Source organism: Niallia sp. FSL R7-0648 (assembly GCF_038007005.1).
Classification (GTDB): Bacteria; Bacillota; Bacilli; order Bacillales; family Cytobacillaceae; genus Niallia; species Niallia circulans.
Genome location: NZ_JBBOWE010000001.1, coordinates 930,856 through 952,118, shown reverse-complemented (window position 1 = coordinate 952,118; position 21,263 = coordinate 930,856). Strand labels below are relative to the sequence as shown.

Annotated in this window: 22 protein-coding genes and 3 pseudogenes; 9 read left to right on the top strand and 16 right to left on the bottom strand. The window is 33.5% G+C overall.

Going from position 1 to position 21,263, the window contains the following annotated elements; genetic code table 11:
- The first annotated feature begins 14 nt into the window (after positions 1-14).
- Complete coding sequence (locus tag NSQ89_RS04540) at positions 15-425, top strand: hypothetical protein (protein WP_047941424.1); 411 nt, start codon at positions 15-17, stop codon at positions 423-425.
- Positions 426-506: 81 nt separating this feature from the next.
- On the opposite strand, the gene NSQ89_RS04535 is transcribed toward NSQ89_RS04540, so the two are convergent.
- The 6 genes from NSQ89_RS04535 to NSQ89_RS04510 all read right to left on the bottom strand — a co-directional run bounded on the left by NSQ89_RS04535 (position 507) and on the right by NSQ89_RS04510 (position 5,666).
- Positions 507-782, bottom strand: a complete 276-nt coding sequence (locus tag NSQ89_RS04535) for a YqhV family protein (RefSeq protein WP_336045351.1) — start codon at positions 780-782, stop codon at positions 507-509.
- A 446-nt stretch (positions 783-1,228) separates the two neighbouring features.
- Positions 1,229-1,345 (bottom strand): DUF4023 family protein, encoded by a 117-nt coding sequence (locus NSQ89_RS04530; protein ID WP_082138277.1) that lies wholly within the window; start codon positions 1,343-1,345, stop codon positions 1,229-1,231.
- A 95-nt stretch (positions 1,346-1,440) separates the two neighbouring features.
- Entirely contained in the window at positions 1,441-2,541 is a 1,101-nt protein-coding gene (locus NSQ89_RS04525) for a glycoside hydrolase family 172 protein (RefSeq protein ID WP_047941422.1), read from the bottom strand.
- Positions 2,542-2,559: 18 nt separating this feature from the next.
- On the bottom strand, positions 2,560-3,402 hold the full coding sequence (locus NSQ89_RS04520; RefSeq protein ID WP_047941421.1) for a carbohydrate ABC transporter permease: 843 nt from the start codon (positions 3,400-3,402) through the stop codon (positions 2,560-2,562).
- Positions 3,403-3,416: 14 nt separating this feature from the next.
- Positions 3,417-4,310, bottom strand: a complete 894-nt coding sequence (locus NSQ89_RS04515; protein ID WP_047941420.1) for a carbohydrate ABC transporter permease — start codon at positions 4,308-4,310, stop codon at positions 3,417-3,419.
- A 75-nt stretch (positions 4,311-4,385) separates the two neighbouring features.
- The gene (locus NSQ89_RS04510; RefSeq protein ID WP_328283155.1) at positions 4,386-5,666 is read right to left on the bottom strand and encodes a sugar ABC transporter substrate-binding protein; all 1,281 of its coding nucleotides are present in this window, start codon (positions 5,664-5,666) and stop codon (positions 4,386-4,388) included.
- A 211-nt stretch (positions 5,667-5,877) separates the two neighbouring features.
- On the opposite strand from NSQ89_RS04510, the gene NSQ89_RS04505 reads away from it, so the two are divergent.
- The 3 genes from NSQ89_RS04505 (at position 5,878) to NSQ89_RS04495 (ending at position 9,979) form a co-directional block, all read left to right on the top strand.
- On the top strand, positions 5,878-7,716 hold the full coding sequence (locus NSQ89_RS04505) for a sensor histidine kinase (RefSeq protein ID WP_061800265.1): 1,839 nt from the start codon (positions 5,878-5,880) through the stop codon (positions 7,714-7,716).
- Position 7,717: 1 nt separating this feature from the next.
- Positions 7,718-9,307, top strand: coding sequence for a response regulator (locus NSQ89_RS04500; RefSeq protein WP_061800267.1), 1,590 nt, complete (start codon positions 7,718-7,720; stop codon positions 9,305-9,307).
- Between the two features lie 114 nt (positions 9,308-9,421).
- On the top strand, positions 9,422-9,979 hold the full coding sequence (locus tag NSQ89_RS04495; RefSeq protein WP_336044805.1) for a flavodoxin family protein: 558 nt from the start codon (positions 9,422-9,424) through the stop codon (positions 9,977-9,979).
- A gap of 88 nt (positions 9,980-10,067) precedes the next feature.
- On the opposite strand, the gene NSQ89_RS04490 is transcribed toward NSQ89_RS04495, so the two are convergent.
- Positions 10,068-10,535 carry a hypothetical protein gene (locus tag NSQ89_RS04490; protein ID WP_047941416.1) on the bottom strand — a complete coding sequence of 156 codons (468 nt, stop codon included), beginning with the start codon at positions 10,533-10,535 and terminating at the stop codon, positions 10,068-10,070.
- A gap of 1 nt (position 10,536) precedes the next feature.
- Complete coding sequence (locus tag NSQ89_RS04485) at positions 10,537-11,325, bottom strand: hypothetical protein (protein ID WP_047941614.1); 789 nt, start codon at positions 11,323-11,325, stop codon at positions 10,537-10,539.
- 187 nt (positions 11,326-11,512) lie between these two features.
- Between NSQ89_RS04485 and NSQ89_RS04480 the strand changes: the two are divergent.
- Positions 11,513-12,217, top strand: a pseudogene (locus NSQ89_RS04480) (HAD family hydrolase); the annotation flags it as partial.
- Positions 12,218-12,432: 215 nt separating this feature from the next.
- Here the strand turns inward: NSQ89_RS04480 and NSQ89_RS04475 are convergent.
- The 4 genes from NSQ89_RS04475 to NSQ89_RS04460 form a co-directional block, all read right to left on the bottom strand.
- A complete protein-coding gene (locus NSQ89_RS04475; protein ID WP_047941414.1) occupies positions 12,433-12,732 on the bottom strand; it encodes a hypothetical protein in 300 nt (99 codons plus the stop codon).
- Between the two features lie 93 nt (positions 12,733-12,825).
- Complete coding sequence (locus tag NSQ89_RS04470) at positions 12,826-13,728, bottom strand: ABC transporter ATP-binding protein (RefSeq protein ID WP_047941413.1); 903 nt, start codon at positions 13,726-13,728, stop codon at positions 12,826-12,828.
- Positions 13,728-14,417, bottom strand: coding sequence for an ABC transporter permease (locus NSQ89_RS04465; RefSeq protein WP_047941412.1), 690 nt, complete (start codon positions 14,415-14,417; stop codon positions 13,728-13,730). The genes NSQ89_RS04470 and NSQ89_RS04465 overlap by 1 nt, the downstream gene beginning before the upstream one ends.
- A 55-nt stretch (positions 14,418-14,472) precedes the next feature.
- The gene (locus tag NSQ89_RS04460) at positions 14,473-14,643 is read right to left on the bottom strand and encodes a hypothetical protein (RefSeq protein ID WP_336044802.1); all 171 of its coding nucleotides are present in this window, start codon (positions 14,641-14,643) and stop codon (positions 14,473-14,475) included.
- Between the two features lie 149 nt (positions 14,644-14,792).
- On the opposite strand from NSQ89_RS04460, the gene NSQ89_RS04455 reads away from it, so the two are divergent.
- Together NSQ89_RS04455 and NSQ89_RS04450 are read left to right on the top strand one after the other, a co-directional pair.
- Complete coding sequence (locus tag NSQ89_RS04455; protein WP_336044801.1) at positions 14,793-15,494, top strand: response regulator transcription factor; 702 nt, start codon at positions 14,793-14,795, stop codon at positions 15,492-15,494.
- A gap of 1 nt (position 15,495) precedes the next feature.
- Positions 15,496-17,217, top strand: a complete 1,722-nt coding sequence (locus tag NSQ89_RS04450; RefSeq protein WP_061800273.1) for a sensor histidine kinase — start codon at positions 15,496-15,498, stop codon at positions 17,215-17,217.
- Positions 17,218-17,595: 378 nt separating this feature from the next.
- Here the strand turns inward: NSQ89_RS04450 and NSQ89_RS04445 are convergent, their stop codons facing one another.
- Positions 17,596-18,009 carry a DUF6678 family protein gene (locus NSQ89_RS04445; protein WP_061800274.1) on the bottom strand — a complete coding sequence of 138 codons (414 nt, stop codon included), beginning with the start codon at positions 18,007-18,009 and terminating at the stop codon, positions 17,596-17,598.
- Positions 18,010-18,025: 16 nt separating this feature from the next.
- Positions 18,026-18,190, bottom strand: a pseudogene (locus NSQ89_RS04440) (IS1595 family transposase); the annotation flags it as partial.
- Between the two features lie 85 nt (positions 18,191-18,275).
- Here NSQ89_RS04440 and istA point away from each other — a divergent pair.
- Together istA and istB are read left to right on the top strand one after the other, a co-directional pair.
- Positions 18,276-19,565, top strand: a complete 1,290-nt coding sequence (gene istA, locus NSQ89_RS04435; protein ID WP_061801336.1) for an IS21 family transposase — start codon at positions 18,276-18,278, stop codon at positions 19,563-19,565.
- A complete protein-coding gene (gene istB, locus NSQ89_RS04430; protein ID WP_061801337.1) occupies positions 19,565-20,323 on the top strand; it encodes an IS21-like element helper ATPase IstB in 759 nt (252 codons plus the stop codon). Before istA ends, istB begins: the two co-directional genes overlap by 1 nt.
- A gap of 142 nt (positions 20,324-20,465) precedes the next feature.
- Here istB and NSQ89_RS04425 read toward each other — a convergent pair.
- Positions 20,466-20,746, bottom strand: a pseudogene (locus NSQ89_RS04425) (IS1595 family transposase); the annotation flags it as partial.
- 189 nt (positions 20,747-20,935) lie between these two features.
- On the bottom strand, positions 20,936-21,142 hold the full coding sequence (locus NSQ89_RS04420; protein ID WP_047941409.1) for a hypothetical protein: 207 nt from the start codon (positions 21,140-21,142) through the stop codon (positions 20,936-20,938).
- Positions 21,143-21,263: the final 121 nt, after the last annotated feature.

Below are 21,263 nucleotides of genomic sequence, written 5' to 3'. Positions count from 1 at the left end.
ACGGAGGAAAAAAATTGAAGTTATTTATCGAGTATATCCTGGATGAAATAGAACAAATTGGATTAAAAAAAGGCTTTCGCACCTCCCTTTCCTCTAGTAAGAATGAGGAGAATTACCTTAGAGGCACATTACAGTATTTTGATAAAGACTTTTTTATTCACTTTGTCCTATTCTTCAGTTATCCAGAAAAAAACCCAAATTTAACTTATACCTTTTGGATATTAAATCATCATGGCAATGAACAGCTGCTAAAAAACGCTAATGACAAAGAAAGCGAAGAGGCTGAGAACAAAAAGAAAAAGATAGATTTAATTAAAGAACATTGTCTGAGTGAAATAAATGTCAATATTTCTAAAGGCGAGGAAATACAAAAATTATTTAAGAAAATCGAAACTGTTCTCTCAAAGGAAGTCATTATGTCCTAATGCTTTTTGCGATATTAACCAAAAGCTAAAATAAATTGCCTTTTGACCACCTGAACAGGAGAAAAAGGCAATTTTTATTGATTATTCGCTTTTCACCCCATATATAATCAGCCCAATCCCCAATAATACCCATATCATTTTAGCAAAGGATATTTTATCTGTTAAACCCCATAAGCCAACAAAGGTAGTTGCTATAAGTACAAGAGGACCAATAATTGCTAAGGAGCTATTGATTATAAGCGCCTTTTCTATTTCATTTGTCTTCAGCATCAAAAGCGCTGCAGTAATTTCTATGCTTCCAGATAATAATCTTAGGATAACCATTCCGAGAACTGCTTTTTCAATGAACGATAACATATACTCCTCCCACCAATAGCAAAATTTACTACCATTATATGCAGAGGGATGTTTAATAGGACATGTTTTTGAAGCTCGAAAGAGAAATCCTGATGACGAACGGAATGATAAAACCAAATCTATTGTTGAAAAGAACACTGTCTTTTTTTATCCAACTCCCTTATACATGAATTACAATAACCTAATTCCCCATCAAATTTATACCACTGTTTACACTTCAGGCACTTCTTATGTAAAATTTCATTAATCATCAAATCATATCCATAATATGTCATGACTTTTTCAATTTTCATTCCATCTCTTCCTTTCTCCTCTTTCTCCTTTGTTAAAGTATGCAGATTGCTATCAAGTCGTGATAGCAATAAGGATTTTTTTGAAAAAGAAAGAGAATAGTAACCTAAAAAAACTGCACCCTAAATAAAGGTGCAGTTCTTTAGCATGTATTTTTAGTGCTGCTTATTTGGTAATTTGGCCTCTGGATGTCCTTTACCATGCTTTTTATTTTTTTCTTGCTTCTTTTGATCATCCTTTAGTTTTTCCACGAATTTACCTGTGTCTTCCATTTTTAATCCTCCTCAAAGTTGTTCTTGTTATTTTAACCGATTAGCGGATTTACATTCTTGAAAACAAATTAATTCTTATTTAAGGATGATATATTTTATCGTGGCCATCGTTCTTCTCTTAAAGGGAAAACAGGAAATGGCTCATGAGGCAATGTCTGATACCAATAAGCAACAGTAGAAACATCATCCTGTCTCTCAAACAAACCACGATGGCTGACACCAATTTGTTGTACGGTTATCTTGAGATCCTCTTCAAAGCGAATAGGATCCATAATATGCCAGCGATAAAATCCACGCATTGGCGGTACATCATCATTATGGTAAGGATTAACAACTGTATTATCCTGTTTAGCATAAAACGGATAACCTAAAAAAGGTGTAGAATAAGTTGTTTCGTCCATTTTGCCATGCTCATTATATGTTGCAAAACTCCAAGCACCACCAAAATAATCCTCTGTTCCAGTTCCGCAAATTGTCGGATATTCTTTATCTCCATCTAGAAAAACCTTTACCTCCCCTTCTCCCCACCAATATCTTTCTAATGTAGATAATGCCATATACGTACCAACATACTGCCCTTTTCCTTTCACACCATCTAAAATAATATAATCCTGCCCTTTTTCAGTAATACTCTGTCTTCTCCATTGGGCATGAAAATAAGCAATTTCTTTTGGCAAAGAATCATATAAGCAATAGTCTACTTGATAAAAAAAGGCAGGAATTGCATCCTCACATTGATTTTCGATCGTAATGCGTGCTTTTTTATGAAAAGGCATAGAAAAATAACTATTCATTCCTCTATTCGGATTAACGGCTATAGGCATGGAATTCACTAAACAGCCTTGCCCAAATCCACAGCAAAAGAAATCTCCCAAAGGGCTTTCAACTGATGGATTCTCTTCATCATCCCAATACATTCTGAGAATAATATCTCTCAATACAAACGGATTTTTATCATTTATTTTCGCAGGAACCGTTATCCAAATATGTTCAATAACACCTGGTCCATCAATTTCAGCTAAAACTTTTATTTCGCCTGATTTAATATCTCTTAAACACGGAGCCCCTTTTCTCGAAGGTCCAAGATTACTAGCTGCCTTCCCGCCACCTCCTTTTTCACCAGTAGGATTTTCCGCATTAATCGCTCTTGTTCTTCCATTATTTAAAATAGGTAAAGTAGATAATCCATTAAACATCGTATCACTCCAATTTTTTTATTGTTTAACTCCTCCAGCGATAATTCCTTCCATAATGTTCTTTTCAAATATCATCACAAATAAAATAATAGGTAAAGTAATGAACCAACCCATGGAACTTATTAAATCCCAAGGCACTTCAAAGTTACTTGTTCTTGGAATCGTTGTAATCCCCACACTTAATACTTTAATTTTGTAAGAAAAAAATAAAGGTGTAAAAAACTCATTTAAACATTGGATAAAGTTAATAATACTAACAGTAGCTATAGCTGGCTTCATCAGCGGAAAATACACTTTGAATAATACTTGTAAAAAATTCGCTCCATCTACTTGAGCAGCTTCTTCCAAAGATGGAGGAATTTGTTTAACGAAATTATAGAGAATTAGTACAGAGAAAGGGAGCAAGGAACTTGTATATAAAATGGTTAACCCCAAATAGGTATCAACCAATTGTACAGACTTCATAAAATCGTATAGAGGTCGCGCAGTTATAACAGGTGGGATTAGTGCTGAAAACAACAGCAATTTATATCCCCAGCTAACTCCTCTCGAATAGTCATATCTGGCAAACCCATATGCTGCTGCCGTACCAAATATAATAGAAGCAACTAGAGATAAACCAGTAATCAGCAATGTATTAATCGCCATTTCCCCAATTCCCAATTGAATAAATAAATCTTTATAGTTTTGAAAAGTAATGATCTTAGGAAAGTAATCAATAGGAGTTTGGAATAGAGAACCCTTTGGTGTTATAGATGAAATAAAAATCCAGTAAAGAGGTAGCAAGATAATAATTGCTACAACAAAGGTCAATCCCCATCTAAGAAAAAAATAAAAACTTTTCATCGACCTTATATTCATTCTTTACATACCTCCTAATAGTCATTTTTCTTGATCCCTAATAAACTTATACTGCTGATAATAATCATCATCAAAAATAAAAGTACTGCTATAGCAGAGGCATAGCCAATATTTAAGTTCGTGAAAGCTTCTACTGCAATTCTATATGCTAGTAAGCTTGTCGAATCACCAGGTCCTCCAGTAGTCATGGCATAGACAATATCATAGCTTACAATTCGCCACATGGTGAAAAAGATACATAGTGTCAACAAATTCTTCATTATTAGTGGAATTGTAATAGAGAAAAATGTTCTAACCATATTTGAACCATCCATTTTAGCAGATTCATAAATCTCTTCTGGGATAAACTGAAGTCCTGCTAAAACGAGAATCGCAAAGAAAGGAACATCTTTCCATAAGTCCACCAAAATCACCGCAATTCTTGTAGATTCTGGGTGAATCAGCCAATCGAAGTGAAATGTAGTAAAGATTCTTCGTATTAAATCATTCACCAAACCATAGCTATCATTAAATGCCCATCTTGCTGCTAACCCTGTTACAACCATAGGCATTGCCCATGGTATTAAAACAATTGTTCGTAAAAACTTCTTTCCTTTAAACTTCTGATTTAATAAAACAGCTAAGAATATACCGAAGATCACATGAAAGATCATGGATATGATGGTAAAAATCAATGTAAATTCCAAAGAGGTGATAATCTTATCATCTTTAAAAATAGCAAAAAAGTTTTGAAAACCAATAAATGTTGCAACCCCGCCTTTAAACATATTAATTTCAAACATACTATTAATAAAAGTAACTATGATTGGATAAATAATCGTAAATCCTCTAATAATTAATACCGGTAGTATCAAAATCCAAGCAATAACTAACCTGTTTTGAAAGGATTTATTTAGAAAAGTCTTCATTTGATAGCTCCTTTCCATAAAGAGGATCAAAATTATCTATAAATTTAATCCTCTTTATTTATTTCAAGATTGTACTTACTTGGCCAAACGAGCGATTTCCTTTTGAGCCTGCTCTACCGCTTCATCTAAACTTATTTCATCAGAAATATACTTTTGGAATATCGCTCCAATTCCATTAACAAACTCCATAGCCTGTGGAACTAAAGGTCTACCTCTTAACGTACTATTGCTGATATATTCTTTGACACTCTCTAATCCTTTTGCAGTAAATTTAGGATCATTAATTACATCCAGACGGGCAGGAAGTCTCCCAGACATTTCGCTATATGCTAATTGTCCATCTGGGCTAGCAATATATTGCAGCACTTTTTTTGATGCAGCTTTCTTCTCAGAAGATTTATTTAATACATAATGCCAGGAAGCAATAAAGGCATCGTTTGTCTCAAAAGTTGGCATCGGCTCTATATTCAATTGTTCAGGACTAAATTTCCCAGCTTCTTCAAATGTAGGAATTGCACCTGTATACATAAATAACATTCCATATTTCCCATCAATAAATTTTTGATTCATAGGGTCATAGATATCAGCAAGCTGGGATATCGGGGTCACTTTTTCTTTGTGTGCTAAATCATACATAAACTGCAATGCTTCTTTTGTTTTGGGATTGGTCCAATCAAAATAATCGCCGCCAAAGAGATTAACAAAAGTACCAATTTCATTAAAAACATAACTTTTTTCCCATGAGCCTCCATAACCATATACGCCGTCTTTTGTTACCGCTTTAGCGTATTCAAGAAATTCTTCTTTTGACTTTGGAGCCTCCATACCTGTTTTTTTCAATAATTCATTATTCACCCAAAATGCTAAGATTTCTAAGTAGCTAGGCACGGAAAAGATGCTCCCATTATATGTTGGTATATCCTTTATATATTGCTCAGAAAAATTTTTCACGATTTCAGGAGTCATAACCTCTTTCTCTAAGGGCTCTAAATAGTCTGCTCTTGAAAAAGCTGTAATTAATTCATCATTTACATGCATTAAATCAATTGTATTATCACCTGAAGAAAGAATAGTCGTCATTTTAGCTACCATATCATCAGGGTTAGTAGGTGTAACAATAATATTTAACTTCACTCCAGTTGCCTCTTCTATTTTCTTCTGATAGGCAGACCATCCTGCCTTTGTTGAATCATTTGTCATTAAAGTAATGGTTTCTCCTTCAACCTTACCTTCGCCTCCGGAATCTTGATCAGCATTAGAACTTGTGTTATTTACTCCTACACAGCCAGTTAGGAAAATTGCTGTTACAATCATTATGCATAAAGCTATGCTGTGCCACTTTCTTGATTTTTGCATTCTCTTAACCTCCCTTTTTATAAAGCGCTTTCAAATATGCAAATTCATTATATAAAAGAAAAAAAAACACTTAAATATAAATTCTCATCTAAAAAATATAATATTTGTTGATTGATTATATTTTTTTAAATCTATTGCTTTAATAAACTTTTCTAGATAAACTTATGGATAAAAAGTAAGCGGTTTCTGAATGGAGGAGGAGAAATATTGTATGCGTCTATACTTCTATTTAAAGAAACTTTGTCAAAGATACTTTATTAGTTTTCAAAAGAAGCTTTTATGGAGTTTTCTTCTTACTTCCATTATTCCGTTAATCTCTTTAAGCGTTCTCTCTTATTTCCTGTCTTACAATATTGCAAAAAATAAAATATTTGATTCCATCTCTTATTCAAGTAATCAATTAAATGTAATTCTTTCTAATCGTTTTGAGCAGATGAAAAATGCATCCAGTTTAATTCAGAATTATTTATATCCTTTAGTAATTCAACCACCACAAAAGTTATCGGACCAATTAGAATCATATAGCTCTGTTAGGAATAATATTATTTACTTAAAAGAAGCTTACTTGTTGGATAATATCACCATTTATATAAAACCACAATTTCTTTTTAGTGATGAAGGAATTACCTTCTTTTCTACAAATGATTTATATAAACGTGGAATAATAAATGACCAGCAACTATCTATTAGTACGAACAAGCTAGAATGGATTCTATCTGAGAATATTAATGAGCCCTTTGTTGTCAATCAGTCTTATCAAAATAAAAGGTATTTAAGTTGTTTTATCACTTACCAAAAGAAGGACACGAAAACAATAGATTATGCCATTTTTCTTGATTTAGATGTAAAGGAAGTAAATCAATTACTTGATGAAAGTACTACTGACTCTTCTATTAATAGCTTTTTAATTGATCAAAACGGGATTATTTTAGCACATAATAATAGCAGGCTTATCGGCCAGCCAATTGAAAAAAAGATATTTAACAAAATAGCAACAATGAATGAACAGCCCTTTAAAATCAAGGATAACCAGTATGTTTTTAAACGTAACGAAATAACTGGCTGGTATATTGTTACGGAAGTTCCAACAAGCTATATTGTTAAAAATACTATAGTCCTTATAAGTATCTTAATTTCAGCGGTCATACTAGTTATTATCATTAGTATTGTCAGCAGTTTATTCATCTCCAAAGAATTAAGTAAAAAAATAAGAACAATAGCTAAAACGATTAAGTCAATCTCTTTAGATAATAATAATCTTATTTCTGTTAAGTTGCCTATAGATAAAAAAAAGGACTTTAAAGATGAATTTGATTCATTGGCAATAACATTTAATAATATGACAGAATCGATAAATACCAATTTTACTGCTATTTTAAATTTCAAAATACAGGAAGAAAAAATGAAATATCAGTTAGAACAATCTAAAATAAACCCTCACTTTCTATATAACATGCTTGATTCTATTAAAACTTGTCAAACCCTTGGTCGAATAGATGATGCAAATAAAATGATATCCCAATTGGCACAGTTCTACCGAATGATTTTAAAGAAAGGCGATGAACTTATCCTAATAAAGGATGAACTAGAAATTGCTCAAGTTTATCTCCAGTTAGAAAAATTAAACAAAAGTATGGAATTTCATTGGATGATAGAGAAAGAGGAAGGAATTGAAAATTTTCTTATTCCAAAATTTGTTCTGCAGCCTATTTTGGAAAATTGTATCCACCATGGTATTAAAAATGTTAACACACCATTATCCATTCAAATTTCTATTACCTATAAAAATGATGCTATTCAATTTACGATCCAAGATAATGGGCGAGGAATTACGGATGAAAAGATAGAAACAATAAATCAGGTTCTAAACAATACTGCATTACGTACAAATCATTTTGGTCTAAGCAACGTAAATTCTCGATTATCTTTATATTCATCCGAAAACCCGACAATACAAATAAGTAGATTACATCCACAGGGTACTCTAGTTTCCTTCACTATCCACCAAATGATATCGGAAGAATTATTTTTTGAAGAATTAGGAGGATAAAATGAAAAAAATTATAATGATTGACGACAACACCGTTTGTTTAGAAGGTATTTTCAAAAACATAAAGTGGGAAGAGATGGGAGCAACCGTTTGTGGGATATATGCTAGTGGGATAGAAGCACTAAAAGAAATAGAAAAAATCCAGCCAGATATAGTTATTTCCGATATTCAAATGCCAGAAATAACTGGAATCGATTTGGCTAAAACCTTATTAACAAAATTTCCTTTTATAAAAATTATATTTATCAGTTCATATGATGACTTTATTTATGCACAGGAAGCAATTAGACTTAATATTTGTGACTATGTCGAAAAGCCAATTGACTATGATTATCTCACTACTGTCATTCAAAAAGTACTCCGGAATATTCAACAAGAAAAAGAAACGATGGAACAGTTAAAACATAGTCAACCAATATTGAAAGAGAAATTCTTTTTAAACCTTATTAATGCTGGTCCAACTTATGCAGAATACATGCTTCAAAATCAAGCTAGTTATCTAAATTTGCAATTTACAAAGAAGCAATACATTTGTGTATATTTAGAGATAAGTAAACATATAGACTGCATGAACAGCCTCGGAGTAGAGCGATATCATCTCAATACTTTTCAACTAATTCATGCTGTAGAAGACTACTTCTCCTCTGAGGATGTCTATACTATAAATCAAGGTGGAAGAATAATTTTTATTGTTGGTCATAAACAATATCCCCATAAATTAAGTACTTTTGTTATGAAAGCTTTCGAGACGATAAAGAAACAGTTTGATTTTTTTACGATTACAATAGGAATTGGTCATGGCGTACAATCTATATGGGAAATTTCAAATTCTTATCGAAATGCAAAAAAAGCAACAGAATATAAATTTATTTTTGGAGACGATAATATATATTCAACAGAAGAAATACATCAAGCTGCTCCTACTCCTCTTTTTCTATCGAGACAAGATGAAGAATTGCTCATTAATTTAATCTCTAAAAAGGACAAACAGGGAATAAAAGAATTTCTAGCTTATATAGAAAAAAACTGGTCTAGTGTATATTATAATAAAAATGGCATTCTCTCATATATTTCATCCATTCTGTCAAAAATTTTGCGTTTTCTCTATGAAGTAGAAATTAAAGATACGGAAATTGTGGAGAAAATAACGCATACCTTTTCTATCTTGGATACATTTAACACGGTAGAAGAAGTTTGTGAAAATCTAGAAAAAATTTGTCTTCTTACTAGCGAGAAAATTCAACAATCTATTCATTCTAAACATAATCAGATCGCTGAACAGATCATACAATTTATTGAGAATCATTATAATGATATAACTCTGAACTTAAATACAATCAGTAACCATATTAATATGAGCCCATCCTATGTTGGATCTATTTTTAAGAAAGTTAAAAATACCAGTATATCTAAATATATTACATTTCTAAGAATAAATAAGGCAAAAGAATTCTTATCTTTTACAAGCATACCAATTATGGAGATCAGTGAAAAAGTAGGTTATTCCAATCAATATTATTTTAGTGCATCCTTTAAAAAAGTAACCGGACTAACACCAACTGAATATCGTACTCATTCCACTATTGTTTAAATATTTTTATTCTACTATCAATTTTCTCGATGACACCTATCTGAATATTCATCTTTATTATTCATCCCATCCAATATAAGATTAATATAAATGAATAGGAAAGGGTGTAAATCCATGAAAAAAATTGCTGTTATTGATGGAGGAACTCGTTCAAATGGGAATACAGCACTCCTGACAGAAAAAGTAATCGACGGTGTGCCGGTAGATAATATTCTGCTTAGAGAGTATACTATCCTTCCTATAATGGACATGCGCCACACTTTAGAAGGATTTCAAAAAAGAGAGGATGACTACAATTCAATAGTGGATCGCATACTTCCTCATGATATATTAATCTTCTCTACTCCTATATATTGGTACAGCATGTCTGGTTTAATGAAGAATTTTATTGATCGGTGGTCTCACTCACTTAGAGATTTAAGCTATCCTGATTTCAAAGCGAAGATGGCGACAAAAAAAGCTTATGTCCTGGCTGTTGGTGGAGATAATCCCACTATAAAAGGCATACCTATGATCCAGCAATTTCAACATATTTTTGATTTTATGGGGATTGAGTTTGGAGGATATATTTTAGGTAATGGTAATAAACCTGGGGATATTTTGGAGGATAAAAATGCCATTTTTGCGGCTGCTCAGTTAAATAAGGAATTTTTAAAAGGGTTTGGGACATAAATATCTCAATCAAATATAACCCCAAACAATTATACGTAAAAACATTCATATAATTGTTTGGGTAACCACCAATAAATGTGATGCTGCTCTACTTTTTTGCTTTTATCTTCGCTACCCCTAAAGCATAATGGCTGAATAAAACATTCTCTATCATCTCTCCTTGCGACTCTTCGCAATCAACAATAACAATTATTTCCGATTGGAATCCCTTCAGTAATCTTCTCTTCTTTTTTACTATAAGTTCTGTAAAAAGACGAATTACAAATCCAAGTAAAAAGCCAGCTGCCGCACCAATTAGGCCCCAGTATATCGGTCCCCATGCAAGCTTAAATCCTATACTTGCAAAAACAACTGATAATGCCGTTGCTAATGCAATACCTATATCAATAAGAGAAGTTCCGTCTGACCGATGCAAGTCATCAAAAATCTTTCGTTGCTCGGTTCTATTATCAAGTGGAACAACAAATATATTTTCTTTTTTTATCCCCTTTTTTTCTAACGTGCTGAGAGCCATTTCTATAAAAATGGAGTGTTCAAATGTCGAAAATAATTGCATCTTAATTCACCTTTTGTCCTTTTAATACTTGAAAAGACGAAGATTGATATTTTTCCCTAAAATAGGAACGTTGTTCTTTATCATATAACTTATTGTTTTCTACTGTATTTATATAAGAATCAAATATTGCAAACCCATAAATAGATGGAAAAAACAAAAGCCACTCTGGATTAATTACATCTGTCGCTTGTTTGATTTCTCCCAAAAATAAAAGAGACAAAGCTTCCAGACCATGCGATAAATAAAAAAACACAACTCCCCAAATGATAACAAAAAATGCAGTTATTACTCTATGAATGTATAATTGACCTAAACCAGGCATAAATAGGGACCAAATAATGGCCATAATAGGATTTCTTTTATCAAGATAATTGATTTCCATTATACCAATACTAAAAGAATTAAAGCGATGCTCCTCTCTTTCTACCAGCACAAAGATTTTGTTTAAATCTACCGTCGTTCGATAGCTATCCCAAATAGCGAAAATATAAACTGGGATATAAATGAGTAACCACCTTGTATCCAAGATTTCTTTAGCCTTTTCAATCTCTCCCTGAAAGGAATAAATCATCGACAAATTTAAATTGCAGTTAACATTTACTACTACTTCCCAAATAAATAAAACGAATCCCCTCAGGTATTTAGATAAGAGAAGATGACCAAATCCAGGGAAAGCAGCACTCCACCATGCAATGATATAAGGATTTCGCAGGTGAATTTGTGTTGTCCCAAGAGTACTTACATGCGCTCTATATCTTCTTGCTGTATTGTCATTGGTAAAGTTATCCATAACTACATTCACCTTTTCCATATATATAACTGAGGATAAATAATCACTCCAAGTTATTTTTAACAAAATCATGTAATTCTATCCATCTGCCGATTTTTAAGTACAATAAAACTAGGAGGAAATAAAAAAGATAAGAATCTTTGGGCTATTACGTTTATGTTAAAATGTACATAAATACAAAAATTTTTCAAAAGGGGGAAATGGATTGTCTCAAGCACTAATATTTGATATGGATGGTACACTCTTTCAAACAGACAAAATTTTAGAACTATCTTTAAATGATACTTTTCATTACTTGCGCTCGATTCATCAATGGGATGGAGACACGCCAATAGATAAATACCGCGAAATTATGGGTGTTCCATTGCCGATTGTGTGGGAAACATTATTGCCTCATCATTCCCTTCGTTTAAGAGAAGAAATAGATGCTATTTTTCTCGAACGATTAGTGACAAATATAAAAAAAGGCAAAGGGGCCTTATATCCAAATGTAAAAGAAGTTTTCTCCTATTTAAAAGAAAATGATTTCTCTATTTATATCGCTAGTAATGGTTTAACAGCATACTTACAAGCGATTGCTGAATATTATCAATTGGATAAATGGGTGACAGAGACATGCAGTATTCAGGATATTGAATCACTGAATAAGTCTGACCTTGTTTGTAGGATTATTAAGAAACATGGAATTACTCGAGCAGCTGTTGTGGGAGACCGCCTATCTGATATAAAAGCTGCAAAGGAAAATAACCTTCTATCTATCGGTTGTAATTTTGATTTTGCTAAAGATGACGAATTGAAGCAAGCAGATATAATTATTGATGACCTTATCGAATTAACTTCTATTCTAGCAGCATCATCTTCATTTCAAATAAAAAATAGTACGATTAAATAATAACTTTCCTATACGGAAGGGAAAAAGTGAATATGCAGGGATAATTTCAGCGCTTCTTGCCATATATTTTCATGGTCATTAACATTAATGCGAACCAAGTTTTGTTTGCTATTTTTAGATTGCCGAAAACTGAAAATGTTGTGATGTAAAACTTAAATCAGCTAAAATGGTTGAAATGTATAAGTCCTTTAGAAATAGACGAGCTCACTTTCTGTCTATTTCTTGGACTGCTTATTTTTATCAACTTCATCCTCATTATTAATATGACCTGTTATAACGTCTATTGAATTATCAAAAAATTTGCTGACTTTCCCTAGTTTCCCATTATCCGTATCTGTATTTTTTGAATTTGGTTTATAATACTTAATAACTACTCCAAATATTGCACTTACAAACACAATCCAACTCCAATATGGCATTAATTCTAACCCTTTTGGCAGCAAATAAAACCAATTTATTCCCAGTACTATATAACTTATAAGTATAAATGCTGATCCAATTATATTTCTGATCATGCTTTAATATCTACCTCCATTTTTTAATCCTTATGCCTACCCGAATAAGAGTTCACTAAGTGCCTAAAGGTCTAAGACCCCTAATTTAAGGGGTCAGTCTAAAAATATCTCTTCTAAAGTCGGTTCCTCAACATTGACTCGGTAAACGTTAGTATTACATGCCGTTAGGGCCCTTGTTATTTCAGAAATTCTATTTTCTTCATCAACTGTAATAGTCAGCGAATCCTCTTTACAGTGAATTTCCGTACCTTTATCTTTAATCCATTGTTGAAACTTTGATAATTCTGAAACAGGGATTGGACTATGTTTAATGTTCACGATAATATTGGAACGGTAAAATGCTCTGAGTTCATCCATTGTTCCGATTTTTACAATCTTGCCTTCTTTCATGATAGCAATTCTTGTACATAATTTCTCGACCTCATCCAAATTATGAGAAGTTAAAAAAATAGTCTTGCCTTCTCCATGCAGTCTTTTAATCAGCTTTTGAATTTGGATTGCTGATTCTGGATCCATTCCCGATGTTGGTTCATCCAAAAATAACAGGTCAGGATCATGGATTATAGCCTGAGCGACACCAAGTTTCTTTTTCATTCCAAAAGAGAACTTTCCTAATTTTTTATTAGCATGATCAGCTAATCCGACTGCATCCAATACCTCTAGACACACACTTTTTTGCGCAGGATTACCAGATAGTGCAGAGAAGAACCGCAAATGCTCCAGTGCTGTAGTGGATTCGTAGAAACTTGAATAATCAGGCAGGACACCAACTTTTCTTTTAAGCACTATGTCATCTATCTTTCCTCCCAACAAAGAAAATGAACCTGAAGTAGGTTTCGCAATCCCTGTCAGCATATTGATAAAGGTTGATTTCCCGGCGCCATTTCTACCAAGAAATCCAAATAATTCCCCTTTCTCAATTGTTAAATCAATTCCGTTAACTACCGTTATTCCGTTATACTTCTTTGATACCTTTACTGCTTTAATAGCTGACATCAGCATTCCCTCCTCTTGAAAAATAAATTAGTAAGATAAATTAAGATGCCTGCAAATACAAGAAGAACTAAGAAACTATAATCATTTAAGTCTAGATAATAAAAAGGTGATATATATTTTAGCCAGCTAATAGCTGGATTAGCACTGAGCGCAAACCAACCTCCTAGTATTGGTAACAATATCCCTCCAAGAATCCCAAGGAACATAGTTACTCCTGGCTTAATGATGAGTACAGACATTAAGAGAACAAATGATATCTGCAATGTAAGTAAGCTCATCGTCTGAGCAAAAACTAAAAGATCTATTTTTTCTGTTGTTAAAGCAATTATTAAGAATGATAAAAACAGGCAGACAAACCAAAACATCCAAATACCCAAAAACTTACCAATTATAATGGAAAACCTAGTTGTTTTAGTAACTAAAAATCGCATGGTTCTCTCATGGATTTCTCTATTTATACTGTCATGAGATAAACTCGCCACAAATAAATGTCCAAAAAACATCACTAAAAACAATAATCCAACTAAATGAACTTCACTAGCCTCTTTCGGTGTCAGTTCCATTGCTGTAGCTAAAATATCAGCAAACTTAGCCGTATAATAGGATGTGACTAAAAATACCAAGATTAACAGAATAGATTTAACCCCTTTGAATAATTGGAGAAATTCTCTTTTCCCTATAGTAAGCATAATATTAAACTCTCTCTTTCCTCAAAATTTATATACAAATTCTCTTAACTACCGCTTAATCTCTAACTCTTTGCTCCCGAAAATGGAGGAGAATTTGACCAATTATTCCAATCATCAGGATGATCGCTAAGCTAGTGTAATTCTGAGCTGCAAATTCATTTCCAATATGTCTTGAAAGCATAATTACGGCAGCTACGGTTGCTATAGCACTAAATACTTTTTTCATTTTACACCTCATTTCTTTAATCTATAAGGATTATATCTATCGTACCTTAACCCATTAAAATCGGAACCTTAATTCTTCCTTAATTTCTAATAATGAGGAAAAAAAATGATATGATATCTTTATATTTGGACATTAGGGAGACGAGTTATATGGAAAAGATAAGATTATTAATAGTGGATGATGAAAAGGCTATCCATCAGATGTTGAAGATTATTTTACAGAAGGAAGGATTTAAGCGAATTGATACTGCAGAAACAGCAGAGGAAGCATTACAACTATGCGCAGTTAATGATTACGGCTTAATTTTTCTAGATGTCATGCTTCCAGATCGAAGTGGTTTTGATATTTGCCCTTTCATTCGAGAAAAGACAAATGCCACCATCTTTTTCTTAACAGCGCGGTCCACTGACCTTGATAAACTTTCGGGGTTTGCATTAGGTGCTGATGATTATATCACCAAACCATTTAATCCATTGGAAGTAGTAGCGAGAGTGAAAGCTCATCTAAGAAGATATACAGCCAATACAGTAAAGGAATCAACTACATATCAATATGGTGACTTATTTGTAAATAGTTCATCTGGAGAAGTCGTGGTAAGAGGAGTTAAAGTTTCCTTGCCTGCACAGGTATATCAGTTACTACTATATTTCTGCAAGCATCCTAATCAACTTTTCAGTAAAGCTCAACTTTATGAAAATGTGTGGGGGGAGAATTTTCTTGGAGAAGATAACACGATTATGGTTCATATACGCAAACTTAGAGAAAAAATTGAAGTAAATCCCAGCCAGCCGCAGTATATCGTGACAGTGAGAGGGCTCGGCTATAAATTATCCGTAGAAGGTTTCAAATAAAATGAATATGACCAAACGATTCATCCTGCAATTCTTTTTTCAGCTTTTGTTTGTTTTCTTTCTCTTATCCATTATTTTTTTATTATTTTGGGCAATAATTGGATTCACTGCCATGAAAAACGAACTAAATACTGACTTGACTCAAGCTGACTCATCTAATATAGAAGATTGGATAACAGTTAAAGATGAGAAGATTTCTATATCTAATGATTTAAAGGATTTAGTCAGGAAACAGAATGGTTGGCTTGCCATCTTATCGGAGAACGGTAATCCCTTAGAAACATATAATCTGCCAGAGGGTAACTCATTCTCCAAAGCCGACTTTTCCCTGCTACTTTCAGAAAGTGAAGATTATCCATACCAATACTCTATGTGGCCAATTCAACAGGATACCGCAATGCCCCTCATAGTCCTTTATGGAAAAGAAGTTGGCAGCAAGTCCATTCTAAATACTATTAAAGTCGGAGTAAACTGGCAGAAAAATCAACTAAATATTCCAGATACTATTAGAAAAACTATTACAGATAAACACGGTTGGGTTCAGCTTGTTAGCAAAGATGGTGTAGTTCAGGACAATTATAAAGCTGTCAATCAAAAGGATAGGTACTCTTTTCAAGAACTATTTCAGCTTACTAATAACGAACAAAAGGATGTATCTGCCTACTTTAATAGAGAGACAGGACAGGTTCTTCTAACAGGTACAGACCAAACAAACAGCTTGCACTCCGATACAGAAATAATGCAAGATACTGGGAACAAAATTCTTTTCCTGTTTTTGCTTGCACTTTTATTGTTAATTACACTTAATATTTGGTTTGGCTATAAATTCGGTGCTCCACTTGTTACCATCATGAAATGGATTGGAGATTTGGGTAAAGAAAATTATGAAGAAGGGCATAATAAGCACTCTATGATGCTTACTAAAAAAGGAAAGCTACAACGGAAATATAAAATATACAAGGAATTGATTACCACTCTTACCCAATTGACAACATCGCTGGAGCAAAATAAACAATTAAGAATAAAGGCCAACAAAGCTCGAGATGAATGGATTAGCGGACTATCCCATGATTTAAAAACTCCGCTTGCCTCTATAGGAGGGTATGCTGAGATGCTACAGTCAGATCAATATTCATGGACCGAAGAAGAAGTTCGGACTTTTTCTAGCACAATCAAGGAAAAGGCGCACTACATGAAACAGCTCCTGGAAGATTTGACTTTAACGTATCAGCTTAGAAGTGAGGGCTTCCCTATCGCCAAGGAAAGAGTAGAAATAAATGAACAAATCAGACGAACTGTCATCCACTATGTGAATGGACCTGCAGGACAGCAATATGAATTTGTATTTCACCCTTACCCCAAGGAGCTGATTGCAGCAGTAGATCCGAAATGGTTCCAACGCATTATGGAAAATTTAATTGAAAATGCAATAAAGTATAATCCACCAAAAACGACTGTCACAATAACGATCGGAAAGCTCGACCATCATTTGCTGATAATTACGATAAGCGATAATGGTGTGGGCATGGATAATGAAACACTAAATAGATTATTCGAACGCTATTACAGAGGAACAAACACAAGCAGCTCAAAGAACGGAACAGGACTCGGTATGACGATAACCAAAAAGCTAATTGAACTCCATGGCGGTTCCATTAAAGTAAGAACAGAGCTCGAGAATGGAACAACGATCAGAATACTCCTCCCGTTACTTGATGACTAAATTTATCTTTATTGAAAAAACGAGAAAGTCCCTTTTTATAAAAAAAATTTTCAAACAAGTATACTGCGTTATCCACTGGTGAGTCTAATCGATTCTGTCCCAAAATCTGATTGATTTTGGGAGTAGAACTTGAAGTTTAACCAAGCTATAAAACAGTAATAGCAAAAAGGTAGCTACTATAACATTGGCAATTCTCTTATATTTTTTTTACGGTATTTGATGGATAAAAAAATTGCGCCCGATTTGTTGAATATGATTATGTTTTTACTAGCTAGTTTTATTTATTAAAAACAAAGGCTCTGTTAAATTTTAATGTAGAAATATGGATAGTAAGTAGGGGGAACCTTTTTTGGCTCCCCTCTCATTTTCATTCAGGGCTTAATAATTGAATGTTTCTGTACTTTTAACATAACCATAAATACAAATTATGCTATCTTCTTTAACAAACGGAATATTTAGCTTTTGTAATAATTCTATGAATTCATCAGTAATATCAAATCTTTCAGGTTCAATAAGTCTACCTCTACTTTTTACATACCTTGGTCTGATTCGCAACCATTCTATGGAATAGAACGGACGTAGCCCCTGTTCCCAATCCCCCCAATACCATACATCTTCTATAAAAGTTTCTGGGTAAGGAGCATCTTCTAATACATACTTAACTTGATAAGGTGGGGTGAACGGCAATGTATCAATTACACATTTCTGCAACTGCTCCCATTTCGTGTTGTTCATAACCGAAGCTAATTGTTTTTTATTTACAACTGTAACAACCTTTTGCTTTTCGTCCATATTCCCCTCCTAAAATCTAAACACTAAACTTTGATAGGCGTAAACTATCATAAGTGTCGGTCATCTCAAATACAAATGATATTAACAGAATTTCTTTAATTTTGTGTTTTGTGCTTTCGTTACTATGGTTATCTACAAACAAAAACCACGCAAGGTAGTGGTCGAGATACTTTGTAGAAATGCTATTTTAAATATGTACAATAATGCTTGGATAAATATGTACAAATTTGCTTTCATTTTACATACTAGTCTTGAGGTGACTAGTCATGTATATATCATTAAATGTCGATGTTAATTTTGAGATTAATAGTCTTTCAGACTTACCAAAATTCAAACAAATAATGGAGCATATGAAAATGAAAATTAATAAGAGTAAATTGGCTGAAGAACTTGGAGTAGATCGACGAACAGTTGAGAAATATCTAAATGGTTTTGTCCCCAAGAGGACAAGAAAAAAGTCCTCAAAAATTGATGAATATTATGAAGTGATCGCTGCTCTTTTATCTGAGGATTCTAAACAGGTGTTTTATTATCGGCGGGTGCTTTGGCAGTACTTAAAGGATAATCACGGTTTAGACTGTGGTGCTTCGACCTTTCGAGCCTATATCGCTCGAATACCTGAATTTAATGCTTACTTTGTGGAGGACAAACGTATTGCTTCTCCGAAGGGGACGGTTCGCTATGAAACTCCGCCAGGTAAACAAGCTCAATTAGATTGGAAGGAAAATATTCAATATGAAACAAAAGATGGCGAGCAGGTCGAGATCAATGTAGCTGCGCTTATTCTATCTACTTCAAGATTGCGAGTATTCCACTTGAGTATTTCCAAGTCACAAAGTACGCTGTTTTCCTTTCTAACAGAAGCTTTTGAAACGTTTGGCGGTGTTCCTGAGGAACTCCTTACGGATAATATGAAAACAGTGATGGATGAAGCAAGAACGGAACATTATCCGGGTAAAGTGAATGCAAAGTTTGAGCAATTCGCAAAAGACTTTGGCTTTAAAGTGAAAGCCTGTATCGCTGGCAGACCAAGGACAAAGGGAAAAGTCGAAACGACAATGAAATTGTTAGACGAAATTCATGCCTATCAAGGACAATTCTCTTTAGAGGAACTGCATCAATTTATACAAGAGTTAGCCAACAGAGTGAATCACCAGATTCACCAAGGGACAGGAAGAATACCAATGATTGAATATAAAAAAGAAAGGAACCACTTACTCCAGCTACCAACTGATAAAGTAAGAGATTCCTATCGCATTAAGCACACACAAGTAAAAGTCAATGCATCCAACATGATCTCCTACAAATCAAACCAGTATTCCGTACCACCAGAATATCAAGGAAAGAAAGTAGGTTTACAAGTGTATGATAACAACTTATGGATTTATTATAACATGAAACTTATTGCACAGCATCCAATCAGCAAAGCGAAGCTAAATTATCAGGAAGCACATTATAAAGCAGGTTTGGCTGTTTCAGCCCCTTACTATAACTATCCGGAAATCGATGATTTGGCAAAGAAAAATCTAGCAACGATTGGAGAAGTGTATAAATAATGAATCTATCCACTAATTATCAACAATTATTAAGAAACCTAGAGTATCTAAAGCTGAAGCAAATGACTCTACATTTAAATGAAGTAATTGATTTCGGAGTCCAGAACCAGCTGTCATTTATTGATACGTTAATCAAGTTAACCAACTATGAAATTGATGTGCGAGAACAAAATATGACGCAGTCGATGGTAAAGGTGGCTGCATTTCCACATATGAAAGAAATAAAAGATTTTGATTTCACTTTCCAAACCTCAGTCAATCAGCAACAGATTCAAGATTTTCTAACCTTTCGCTTTATTGAAGAGAACGAGAATATTGTTTTCTTAGGACCAAGTGGTGTTGGCAAAACACACTTGGCCACCGCCATAGGGATTGCGGCAGCAAAGAAAAGAACAAGTACCTATTTCATTAAATGCCATGATTTAATTCAGAATTTAAGACGAGCACGATTGGAGAACCGCTTAGAAACTCGTCTAAAACATTATACAAAATATAAACTATTAATCATTGATGAGATTGGTTATTTGCCAATTGATCAAGAAGATGCGAAATTATTTTTCCAACTGATTGACATGCGATATGAAAAGCGCAGTACGATCTTAACAACGAACGTAAACTTTAAGGCATGGGATGAAGTATTTCAGGAGCCTAAGCTGGCAAATGCCATCTTAGATCGCATCTTACACCATGCGAAGGTTGTGACAATGGTGGGAAATTCCTATCGTTTAAAGGATCATTTAGTGCAAGAAAACGAGTGATTTTGTACATCCTTAAACGAGCGAAAATGTACATATTTGTGTTGACATTTATACTTTGTAGCTACACCTTTAAAACGGTCTATCCATCGTTTGATTTAATTCGATAATGTTCTAATCCTTTTTCTTTTACATAGGTTTTCTAGGTTTTCCAAGCATCAGTAACGAGTACATTATCAGTTGTCAGTTTAGAGCCAATCATAATCTCCACTATGATTTTAACGACATGTCCCATACAAGCTACTTTTGAGACAGTTACTTTGGTACGGTCTCTTGCAACAAGAACACAAACTTGTTCGTGGCTAATGCCTCTAAGTTTGGATTTCCAACACGTTTACGAGGTTTGCGTGCCGAAATCCTCCGTTGACCTTTTTGAGAGTATAGGAAATGGTTCTCGTCAACTTCAACAATCCCCTCAATGTTAAACTCCAACTCCTCCGCTTATTTTTCAACATAATTATCTAAAGTGAAATTTAAAGCTTTATCCAAGAATACAGCATGTTTGCGAATAAGAAATATCTTAACTATCTACACAGGAATTTAATCAAACTTTTTTTATAAATGATCGTACCTGATTAAAAGACGACATTTATGTATCTTATCCAGCTATTTGCTTCAGTTTTTTACTATCTCAGCAATATTCATATATTTACTTGTATGAAATCCCCATAAATCAACATTTCCAATAAATTTGTAGTTCTGCTCTATTAATAAGGTTTCCAAGCTCTCTTTTCGCTCATTAAAAGGAAGTTTATATTCATCTATCAATTGTGCTTCTTCTCCTACTATTTCATAATAACTAAATAAAATGGTGTAACCCATTAAAACGATCTCCTCTCTACTACCTATACAAATGTCTACTTAATGATTTTCCGGTTTCTTCTTTATGTTTCTAAGTATACCGTGGTAAAGTAAACTGAATATAAACTTCTCTAAATTAATT

Bases quoted from the DNA above. Each gene is read 5' to 3' on its own strand.
- NSQ89_RS04535 (WP_336045351.1), bottom strand. From the start codon at position 782: ATGTTATCGTTCATTGAAAAAGCAGTTCTCGGAATGGTTATCCTAAGA.
- NSQ89_RS04530 (WP_082138277.1), bottom strand. From the start codon at position 1,345: ATGGAAGACACAGGTAAATTCGTGGAAAAACTAAAGGATGATCAAAAG.
- NSQ89_RS04525 (WP_047941422.1), bottom strand. From the start codon at position 2,541: ATGTTTAATGGATTATCTACTTTACCTATTTTAAATAATGGAAGAACA.
- NSQ89_RS04520 (WP_047941421.1), bottom strand. From the start codon at position 3,402: ATGAATATAAGGTCGATGAAAAGTTTTTATTTTTTTCTTAGATGGGGA.
- NSQ89_RS04515 (WP_047941420.1), bottom strand. From the start codon at position 4,310: ATGAAGACTTTTCTAAATAAATCCTTTCAAAACAGGTTAGTTATTGCT.
- NSQ89_RS04510 (WP_328283155.1), bottom strand. From the start codon at position 5,666: ATGCAAAAATCAAGAAAGTGGCACAGCATAGCTTTATGCATAATGATT.
- NSQ89_RS04505 (WP_061800265.1), top strand. From the start codon at position 5,878: ATGCGTCTATACTTCTATTTAAAGAAACTTTGTCAAAGATACTTTATT.
- NSQ89_RS04500 (WP_061800267.1), top strand. From the start codon at position 7,718: ATGAAAAAAATTATAATGATTGACGACAACACCGTTTGTTTAGAAGGT.
- NSQ89_RS04495 (WP_336044805.1), top strand. From the start codon at position 9,422: ATGAAAAAAATTGCTGTTATTGATGGAGGAACTCGTTCAAATGGGAAT.
- NSQ89_RS04490 (WP_047941416.1), bottom strand. From the start codon at position 10,535: ATGCAATTATTTTCGACATTTGAACACTCCATTTTTATAGAAATGGCT.
- NSQ89_RS04485 (WP_047941614.1), bottom strand. From the start codon at position 11,325: ATGGATAACTTTACCAATGACAATACAGCAAGAAGATATAGAGCGCAT.
- NSQ89_RS04475 (WP_047941414.1), bottom strand. From the start codon at position 12,732: ATGATCAGAAATATAATTGGATCAGCATTTATACTTATAAGTTATATA.
- NSQ89_RS04470 (WP_047941413.1), bottom strand. From the start codon at position 13,728: ATGTCAGCTATTAAAGCAGTAAAGGTATCAAAGAAGTATAACGGAATA.
- NSQ89_RS04465 (WP_047941412.1), bottom strand. From the start codon at position 14,417: ATGCTTACTATAGGGAAAAGAGAATTTCTCCAATTATTCAAAGGGGTT.
- NSQ89_RS04460 (WP_336044802.1), bottom strand. From the start codon at position 14,643: ATGAAAAAAGTATTTAGTGCTATAGCAACCGTAGCTGCCGTAATTATG.
- NSQ89_RS04455 (WP_336044801.1), top strand. From the start codon at position 14,793: ATGGAAAAGATAAGATTATTAATAGTGGATGATGAAAAGGCTATCCAT.
- NSQ89_RS04450 (WP_061800273.1), top strand. From the start codon at position 15,496: ATGAATATGACCAAACGATTCATCCTGCAATTCTTTTTTCAGCTTTTG.
- NSQ89_RS04445 (WP_061800274.1), bottom strand. From the start codon at position 18,009: ATGGACGAAAAGCAAAAGGTTGTTACAGTTGTAAATAAAAAACAATTA.
- istA (WP_061801336.1), top strand. From the start codon at position 18,276: ATGTATATATCATTAAATGTCGATGTTAATTTTGAGATTAATAGTCTT.
- istB (WP_061801337.1), top strand. From the start codon at position 19,565: ATGAATCTATCCACTAATTATCAACAATTATTAAGAAACCTAGAGTAT.
- NSQ89_RS04420 (WP_047941409.1), bottom strand. From the start codon at position 21,142: ATGGGTTACACCATTTTATTTAGTTATTATGAAATAGTAGGAGAAGAA.